Here is a 6,933-nt window from a genome sequence, read left to right on the forward strand (position 1 = left end):
GCGCGGGCCGGGGACGGCGGTTCCTTGTCGCGTCGGCGCGCGCGGGGCCCGCGACGGCGCGGTCCGCTGATCGAATCCGGCCAGCTCCCGCACCGGTTCGCGAGGGGGACTCGACACCGCAACGGACTGCCGGAATGCTCCCTACCGGGGAGTCTTCCCATGTGGGATGCTGATATCGTCGATTTCCTGCACTCATGAATTAGTACCCGAAGGGGGACTGGTGAGCACCGGAAACGGGATCCCCTGTGCCACGCAGGCGGACGCACAGCCGGGCATTGCCACCCGCCGCGGCCGGTCGCCTTCGCGCGGCGGCGGCCGACGCCCGGGACAGAGCAGCACCAAGGAGCAGATCCTCAACGCCGCGCTCGAACTCTTCGCGGCCAAGGGCTACTCGGGCACCACCATGCGGGGCATCGCCCAGCAGGCACAGGTCGACCCGGCCCTCATCCACCACTTCTTCAGCAACAAGGAAGGCGTGTTCCAGGACGCGGTCTCGTCCCGGCTCGATGTGTCGGCACTCTTCGACTCCCTGACGGACACGGACGCCGAGCCGGTCCTGGAGCGCCGCGGTGAGCGGGTCGCGCGGACGTTCCTGTCCTTCTGGGAGGACGAGTCGACCCGGCCGGCGCTGATCGCCATCTACCGGACCGGGCTGTCGGACGAGGCGACCTCGAAGACCTTCCGGGACCAGATCGAGGACAGCTTCGCGGCCTGCGTCCGGCGCATCGCGCCCGAGGACAGCGACCGCACCCCCGCCTTCGCCTCACTGGTGTCCGCGCAGCTAGCCGGCCTGGTGATGCTGCGGTACGTCCTCCAGACGGAGCCGCTGGCCTCACTCGACTTCGAGGAACTCATCGAGTGGTTCGTGCCCGCCATCGAGGTCCACTTCGACCGGCTGTCCCAGGGATAGCCGCCGCTCCGGGACGGTCGCCGCGGAGTGCGTCCAGGCCTCGGGGTGCGCGTAGGCCTCGGGATACACAGGTGCCTCCGGGCGGGTGCGGGCCTCGGAACGTGTGTGGGCCAGTACGAAGACGCCGCGCCCCGCCGCGGCCGCCGCGGCGAGTCCCGCCAGCGCGCCGGGGATTCCGGTGGCATACCGGTCCCCGAGGACCACGGCACCGATGACGGCCGCGAACACGGGATTGACCAGGGTCATGGTGGCCAGCGGGGCCTCCAGCCCGCCCCGGTAGGCCAGTTGGCACAGGATGAGGCCTCCGACCGCCAGGCAGATCACGCCGATCGTGAGAACGACGGCCGAGACCGGCAGCCGTAGCGCGCCGTCGTCCGTCAGCTCCAGCACCGCGGTCTGCGTCAGCGCCGAGGCGGCACCGAAGGCGACGCCGGCGGCGACGGCGTACCACAGGCTGGTGGTCATCATGCGACGGCCCACCGCGGCGGCCACCGTGGAGATCGCGAGCACCGCGACGGTCAGACCGACGACGCCCGCCGTCTCCGACGGCGCGAGCGTCCGGCTCGACTGCGCGGACCGCGTGAGGAAGAGCAGTCCGACCACACCGGCCACGGTGAAGGCGATGCCGGAGCACTGGGCTCTGCTCATACGTCGACGCAGTACGGCCGCCGACAACAGCGGAGCCGCCACCAGGGTGAGCACACCGAGCATCTGCACGGCGACGAGCGAGCCGAAGCGCAGCGCCGCCGCGTGCAGCGCCGCGCCCAGCGAGTTGAGCAGCAGCGACACCCACCAGGCCGCGCCGCGCAGTACTCCGCGGCGTCCCCGCTCGCTCACGTACGAGGCCACCGCTCGCTGTGCGACGGCCGCACCGGCGTACGCCAGGGCCGAGGCCACGCCGAGCGTGAGAACCGAGAACACGGTTCGTCCTTTCACCGCGGGGGGACGGGTGTTGGGGGTGGGGAGGCCGGGGCGAAGTCGGAGGCGCGGCCGCGCCGGGACAGCGCGGCGGCCGGCGCCGAAAGGGAAGGGAGGACCGGGACCGGGGCGCACCTCCCCCGGCCCCCGGCCCTCGTTCCTCGGTCGTTCCTCAACGATGTACGTGTGTCGTGCCTCAACGATGTACGCGTGTCGTTTCTCAGCGATGTACGCGGTGTTGTCAGCGGATCCCGACCAGGCGAGCGATGCGTCGACATCGCTCGCCAGGCCGGCGCGGGCGCGGTGCCCGCACGTCGATGCGTCCAGACGTCCATGGGTGCCGACGTACGGGCGCGGCAGGCGCCGTGCAGGGCGGCCCGGCCGCCCGCGTACGGGCGGGCGGGTATACGGGCCCGGTCAGGCGCCCCCGGGAACGTCCTGGACGTCCTCGGGACGGATCTTCGGCAGGGCGAGGACCAGCAGGCAGGACAGGCCGAAGCAGCCGATCTGCCAGAACACGACCTGCTCGAAGCTGTCGCCGAAGTTGGCCTTGCGCGCCTCGGGCACGGCCTTGCCGAGCACCGCGGCCTGCACCTTCGCCTTGGTCTGTGCCGGCACGGGCGCGTTCGCCATCTGCTTCTCGATGGCCGCGCAGCTCGCCGGTGTCGCGGTCAGGTCCTTCTGGTTCATCTTGTCGTGGAAGCAGGTCTGGAAACCGGCGGTGACCTGCGCCTGCTGTGCCTGGGAGAGACCGGCCGCCGCCAGGTCGCTGCGCAGCTCCGGCAGCGCCGTTCGGCTGGCGCCGTCGGCGTTCGAGCCGAGCAGCCCGTAGAAGAGGATGCCGGCGACGGCGATACCGATCGCGATGCCGACCTGCTGCACGGTGGCGAGCATGCCGGACGCCGAACCGGCCTCACGGGAGCGGATGCCGGCCAGGATGATCCCGGTGCACGGAGCGAGGAAGAAACCACCACCGAGCCCGGCGATCATCAGTGAGGGAACCAACTGGTAGCCGTGCAGGTCCGATCCGGCCCAGTGCAGTGTGCCGATCACACCGGACATGCCGACGAGCAGCAGCCCGGTGCCGACCGCGAGGGTCTTGGTGCCGAGCCGCTTGACCACGGCCGCCGAGCGCGCGGAACCGACCGCGATGAGCGCGGCGAAGCCGAGGCTGACCAGGCCCGCGGAGATCGGGGTGTAGCCGAAGCCGATCTGCAGGCTCATGAAGAAGACCATGAAGAACGACGGGATGCCGGCGAAGAACACCACGCTGATCACGAGCCCGACGGTGAACGACCGCTCCTTGAAGAGCCCGCTCGGCACAAGTGGTGACCTGTCGGCCAGCTTCGACAGCTTGTTCTCATACACGAAGAACTCGGCGAGCACGAGCGGGCTCAGCACCAGGAGCACCAAACTCCAGCCCGGCCAGTCGTGTTCACGGCCGATGACCAACGGCAGGATCAGACTGAAGAGTCCGGCACTGAGGATGACCGCGCCGGTGACGTCGAGCCGTCGTGCGCCGTCTCCCGAGGACTCCGGGATCTTGGCCAGGCCGAGCAGCAGGGCGATCAGACCGACCGGCAGGTTGACGTAGAAGATCGCCCGCCAGTCGGTATTCATGATGTTCAGCTCGATGAGCCAGCCGCCGAGCACCGGCCCGAGCACCGTACCGAGTCCCACCGAAGCCCCGTACATGGCAAGGGCCTTGGGCCGTTCCTTCGTCGAGAACGTGACCTGGATGATCGACAGCACCTGGGGGAACATCAGGCCGGAGCACATGCCCTGGAGCACCCGGGACGCGATCAGGAAGGTCGAACTGGGTGCCGCGCCGCACAGCGCCGAGGCGAGGGTGAAGCCCAGCATGCCGATCAGGAAGATCTTGCGGCGGCCGTAGATGTCGCCGAGCCGACCGCCCGTCACCAGCACACAGGCGAACGCGAGCGAGTAGACCGCGACGACCAGCTGGATCTCGGCGAAGGTCGAGCCGAGGTCGCTCTGCAGCGAGGGCAGGGCAACCATCGTGATCGTGGTGTCCAGCATCTGCATGAAGATGGCGGACAGCGTGACGGCGAGGATCACCCAGCGCGCCGGGTTCGCGACGGACCCCGGGCCGGGCGAAGTACCTGGCGGGGCCGCCGCCTTCACGCCCGTGTCGATCGATTCCATGTTTCCTCCTTGGGTACGCCGTCCGCTGACAGCACCCCGCGAGTTATTTCATTCTCCAATGAAGTCTACGAGTACTGAATTCCAAACCGCAAGCGCGATGGCCATGTTCCGGACAGGGCGATCCCGCCCAACGTCCGTGCGCACGCGACCTGTTGACGTGCAGTGACACCTGAGGGATGGTCGGAAGCAGCTGCGCCCTGAGCAGTTCCGGATCACGCGCGAGCGGCCGAGTCCGACACCTCGGCAACCACCTGCGGCTCGTACGGTCATCGACTGGTGAACATGAGGACACCGGGGAGCCGTTCGCCGTTCGGAAGCGCGAAGGGGGTACGGAAGGACATACGGATGAGGTACGACGACGGCGGCACCGTCAGCCGACTTGGCGACGGCGATACGCGGCGGGGCGGCGGGGCGGCGGGGCGGCGGGGCGGCGGGGCGGCGGGGCGGCGGGGCGGCGGGGCGGCGGGGCGAGCGCAGCATCCGGGAGCGCCAAGTACTCCAAGTACTTGAAGCAAGCCTGAAACAACGCAAGTTGATGCACACGCAGCCCGACAGGACCTCGAACGCCCTCATCACGAGCGGCGTTCACTCACTCCGATCGGAACCGGCGCCCCCTGTCGGCTCGGCGACCAGAAGCGCGGCCACCGCCGGGGCCAGCGCACGCACCAGTTCCGCGGAGTCACCATCGTTGGCCAACTCGGGTGGCAACAGACCCATATGACGTGACGTCATCACACCCACGAGCAGACTGCTGATCAGTGCGAGCCTGATCTCGTCCGCCCCGGCGATTCCCTCCGGAACCAGGGACTGAGTGAATCGCTCCCGAGCCGCGGGCAGATCGAGCGCGGAGCGCAGCACACCCAGGATGCGCCGTCGCTGCACAGGGTCGCCCCAGTCGGTCACCGCGTGACGCAGCAACCACTCCGCCGCGCCGGGATCTCGTCGCCCGATCGCCTCCCGGAACAACTCGGCCGGCCTGACGGTCTCCGCGACGACGGCGTCGTAGAGCGCTTCCTTGGAGGCGAAGTAGTGCCCGATCAGGGCGGGGTCACAGCCCGCGTCCGCGGCGACGGCGCGCAGCGAGGTGTTGCGGTAGCCGAGTTCGGCGAAGAGATCCGCGGCAGAGCGCATGATGGTCTGGCGGGTACCGGGTATGCCTCTAGTTTCGGCCACGGCGGCACTTCCTCTCGATCACGAGTCCCCCCGAAGGACGTGCTTCCCGCCCGGCCTCGACACGGGTGTCCGCTACGACGGGACAGCGTGACGCCGAGCCCCACAATAATTCATTCGGCCATGAAGTCTACACTCAGTGACTTCTTGGGTCAAAGCTTTCCGTACATCGATGTTGATCCTCAACACCCTTGCCCCATCAGGCTTTTGGCACCGTACCAGCACAGGTGAGCGACACCCCCGGGGCTCGCCGATCCAGGTCCACGCCGACCCGCCTACACAATTCAACGCCCATTGAAATTAGTCCTCGATCCCCCTACGCTCGCAGCGGGCGCCCAACCCTCGTTCAGTGCGACGGCTCTGCGGGTGCATGCCCGCGCACGCGCATTTCCGCCCCAGGGAGAGGCACTTGCAGGTGACGAAACAGACGGATCAGCTCGACCGGGTCATCATCCGTTTCTCGGGTGACTCCGGCGACGGCATGCAGCTCACTGGTGATCTGTTCACCTCACAGACGGCGTCCTTCGGGAACGACCTGGCGACGCTGCCCAACTTCCCGGCCGAGATCCGCGCCCCCGCAGGCACCCTGCCGGGCGTGTCCAGCTTCCAGCTGCACTTCGCCGACCACGACATCCTCACGCCCGGCGACGCGCCCGACGTCCTCGTCGCCATGAACCCGGCCGCCCTGAAGGCGAACATCGGCGATGTGCCGCGCGGCGGTGAACTCATTGTCAACACCGATGAGTTCACCAAGCGGGCGATGCAGAAGGTCGGCTATGAGAGGAGTCCGCTGGAGGACGGTTCGCTGGACGGCTACCACGTCCATCCCGTTCCCCTGAACACCCTCACCGTGGAAGCGCTCGCCGGCTTCGGGCTGGCCCGCAAGGACGCGGACCGCTGCAAGAACATGTTCGCGCTGGGCCTGCTGAGCTGGATGTACCACCGGCCCACCGAGGGCACCGAGAAGTTCCTGCAGAGCAAGTTCGCGAAGAAGCCCGATATCGCCGCGGCCAACATCGCGGCGTTCCGCGCGGGCTGGAACTTCGGCGAGACCACGGAGGACTTCGCCGTCTCGTACCAGGTCGCGCCCGCAGCGGATACGTTTCCGACGGGGACCTATCGGAACATCTCCGGGAACCTGGCCCTGTCGTACGGCCTGATCGCGGCCTCGACCCAGGCGGACCTGCCGCTGTATCTCGGCTCGTACCCGATCACCCCGGCCTCCGACATCCTGCACGAGCTCAGCAAGCACAAGAACTTCGGTGTACGCACCTTCCAGGCCGAGGACGAGATCGCTGCCGTGGGTGCGGCGCTGGGCGCCGCGTTCGGCGGTTCACTCGCCGTTACCACCACCTCCGGCCCCGGCGTCACACTCAAGGCGGAGGCCGTCGGCCTGGCCGTCTCGCTCGAACTGCCGCTGCTGATCATCGACATCCAGCGGGGTGGCCCGTCCACCGGCCTACCGACCAAGACCGAACAGGCCGACCTGCTGCAGGCCATGTACGGCCGCAACGGCGAGGCCCCCGTACCGATCGTGGCCCCCAGGACATCGGCCGACTGCTTCGACGCCGCCCTCGAAGCCGCCCGCATCGCGCTGACCTACCGCACGCCGGTGTTCCTCCTCAGCGATGGCTACCTGGCCAACGGCAGCGAGCCCTGGCACATCCCCGACATCGACGAACTTCCTGATCTGCGCGTGCAGTTCGCCCAGGGCCCCAACCACACCCTGGACGACGGCACCGAGGTCTTCTGGCCGTACAAGCGTGACC

The 6,933-nt window shown here is 68.6% G+C and carries 5 protein-coding genes; 2 read left to right on the forward strand and 3 right to left on the reverse strand.

Going from position 1 to position 6,933, the window contains the following annotated elements; translation table 11 throughout:
• Positions 1-220 precede the first annotated feature (220 nt).
• Entirely contained in the window at positions 221-910 is a 690-nt protein-coding gene (locus ACIBK0_RS14280) for a TetR family transcriptional regulator (protein WP_399079259.1), read from the forward strand.
• Here ACIBK0_RS14280 and ACIBK0_RS14285 read toward each other — a convergent pair.
• The 3 genes from ACIBK0_RS14285 to ACIBK0_RS14295 form a co-directional block, all read right to left on the reverse strand.
• Complete coding sequence (locus ACIBK0_RS14285) at positions 833-1,831, reverse strand: DMT family transporter (protein ID WP_399079261.1); 999 nt, start codon at positions 1,829-1,831, stop codon at positions 833-835. The two genes, ACIBK0_RS14280 and ACIBK0_RS14285, sit on opposite strands and share 78 nt — an antisense overlap.
• A gap of 414 nt (positions 1,832-2,245) precedes the next feature.
• Complete coding sequence (locus ACIBK0_RS14290) at positions 2,246-3,994, reverse strand: MFS transporter (RefSeq protein WP_399079263.1); 1,749 nt, start codon at positions 3,992-3,994, stop codon at positions 2,246-2,248.
• Positions 3,995-4,579: 585 nt separating this feature from the next.
• Positions 4,580-5,167: a TetR/AcrR family transcriptional regulator gene (locus ACIBK0_RS14295; protein ID WP_399079265.1), complete on the reverse strand. Its 588-nt coding sequence runs from the start codon at positions 5,165-5,167 to the stop codon at positions 4,580-4,582.
• A gap of 412 nt (positions 5,168-5,579) precedes the next feature.
• On the opposite strand from ACIBK0_RS14295, the gene ACIBK0_RS14300 reads away from it, so the two are divergent.
• The coding region (locus tag ACIBK0_RS14300) for a 2-oxoacid:acceptor oxidoreductase family protein (RefSeq protein WP_399079268.1) at positions 5,580-6,933 on the forward strand (1,354 nt) is incomplete at its 3' end.

Source organism: Streptomyces sp. NPDC050564 (assembly GCF_044457265.1).
GTDB lineage: Bacteria > Actinomycetota > Actinomycetes > Streptomycetales > Streptomycetaceae > Streptomyces.

Bases quoted from the DNA above. Each gene is read 5' to 3' on its own strand.
- ACIBK0_RS14290 (WP_399079263.1), bottom strand. From the start codon at position 3,994: ATGGAATCGATCGACACGGGCGTGAAGGCGGCGGCCCCGCCAGGTACT.